2 protein-coding genes are annotated in these 2,146 nt (G+C 41.3%); both read right to left on the bottom strand.

From position 1 onward, the window contains the following. On the bottom strand, window positions 1-579 hold a 579-nt coding region (gene guaA, locus RQ763_RS11460; protein ID WP_314153118.1), incomplete at its 3' end, for a glutamine-hydrolyzing GMP synthase. A gap of 99 nt (window positions 580-678) precedes the next feature. Then, window positions 679-2,055, bottom strand: a complete 1,377-nt coding sequence (gene nhaD / locus RQ763_RS11455; protein WP_314153117.1) for a sodium:proton antiporter NhaD — start codon at window positions 2,053-2,055, stop codon at window positions 679-681. Between the last annotated feature and the right edge of the window lie 91 nt (window positions 2,056-2,146).

Below are 2,146 nucleotides of genomic sequence, written 5' to 3'. Positions count from 1 at the left end.
AATATTTCTTGCAAAGTTACGAAGCATCAAGTACCCTTCTTCAGAGTGTTGAACTTCAGGATGGTACTGCATTGCGTATATGCGTTTTTGCTCATTTGCAACAGCGGCATAAGGAGAGTTTGCAGATGTAGCGATAGGCTCAAACCCTTCAGGCAGAATATCAACCTTGTCACTGTGGCTCATCCAGACTACTCTTTCATCGTCGCAATCTTTTAAAAGAGGTGAGCACTCTTCACCAACATTTATAATTTTGAGCTCAGATTTTCCATACTCATGATGGCTTGCTCTGATGACGCTTCCGCCAAAATCAACCGCAATTCTCTGCATACCGTAGCAGATGCCAAGAACAGGAATTCCCATCTTGTACACTTCCTGATCTACCTGATATGCGTCTTTACTGTAGACCGAAGATGGACCACCGCTAAATACAATCCCTTTTGGATTTTTCGTCTTAATCTCTTGCGCCGTTGTGTGATAAGGAAGAATCTCACAATAAATTTTGTCTTCACGCAGACGGCGAGCTATAAGTTGAGTATACTGAGAACCAAAATCTAAAACTATGATGCTGACATTTGTCATCCGATTACCTTTAAAAGAGTGTTTGAAGTGCCAAAGAGGCGTTGAGAGGGGGAGTACCCTCTTCACAATGTGAAAGGATACAATAATTAAGATTAATGTTTAATGATAGAAACCCAATACTTCATACTGAACGTACCAAATAGCAACAGAGACTACATAGCCTATAAAAATAGTCCATGCATATTTCATATGTGAGCTAAAAGTGTAGATACCCGGAAGTTTTCCCATGACACCGACTCCGGCAGCGGAACCAAAAGATATTAGCGAACCGCCGACTCCTGCCGTGAGTGTCACAAGCATCCATTGATCCAGACCCATGTCAGGATTTGCTTTTAGTACCGCCGACATAACAGGAACATTATCGACAATCGCCGAGAGAAAGCCGACTCCTATGTTTGACCAGGTAGGTCCAAGAACAGACGGATCGTAAACCACCGCTGCAAGTCCAAGCCAACCTATAAAATAGAGCGCGCCGACAGCAGCTAAGATACCGAAGAAAAAGAGAAGCGTATTGTTCTCTATCTTACTCATAGATTCAAAGATATTGAGCTGTGAATTGTATTTTCTCTTAAGTCTGTACTGGTACATTTTAAGAAGTGCCAAACCAAACATCATGCCCCACATCGCAGGAAGATGAAGAAGCTGGTGTGAGAGAACCGCTGACGCAATTGTTATAACGCCAAGAGCAATTACTCTGCTAGCACCCTGCATTAACTCAGGAACCTTCTCTGTTGAAACATCAAAATCAGGCTGCGTCTCAGGAACAAACCTGCTTAACAAAAAGGCAGTAACTAAATAGCCACCGATTGATGCAGGGAAGAGAAACATAAAGTCTGTAAATGCACCCTTTCCTGCCGTCCATGCCATAAGAGTCGTAATGTCTCCAAACGGGCTCCATGCACCGCCTGCATTTGCTGCGACGACAATGTTGATTGCACCCGGAACCAAAAAGGAGATTTTTTCACGCTCAATTGTTATAAGAACGGTTGAGAGTATAAGCGCCGTAGTTAGGTTGTCTGCAATCGGCGAGAGGAAAAATGCCAAAAATCCGGTCAGCCAGAAAAGTTTTCTATAGCTGTACCCTTTTGAGATAAGATTGTATTTTAACTTCTCAAATACATTCATATGGATTAAGGTCTCAATATAGGTCATGGCAACAAACAAGAAGAAAAATATCTCCGCAATCTCAAGGATTAGATGCTGTGCCTGTGTGTGAACAAGCTCCATATTTAAACCATTTAGCATGTAGTAAACTGCAATAAGTATAAACATAAAGGTACCGATAAAAAGAGCCGGTTTAGCTTTATCTATATGATACTTCTCTTCCATTGCTACAAAGTAATAACCTATTACAAATATAACAAGCGCTCCAAATCCGACCCATGTAAACGTCAAGTCTGGAATTGCCTCAGCACTACCGCCTGAACTTGCAAATGCAAAACTAAAACTAAGCATAATAATTAACAGTTTAATCATTATTTTCCTTTTCTATAAAATGTACCCCGATTGACTCATCTCTTGCCAACGCCGCTAAAACAATCTCTTTTGCAGTCAGTAAACGAAATTT

The organism is Sulfurimonas sp. (assembly GCF_032250635.1).
Taxonomy (GTDB): Bacteria; Campylobacterota; Campylobacteria; order Campylobacterales; family Sulfurimonadaceae; genus Sulfurimonas.
This window is presented reverse-complemented; position numbering and strand designations above follow the sequence as displayed.

Excerpts from the sequence above, each read along its gene's own strand:
- nhaD (WP_314153117.1), bottom strand. The coding sequence starts at position 2,055 with ATGATTAAACTGTTAATTATTATGCTTAGTTTTAGTTTTGCATTTGCA.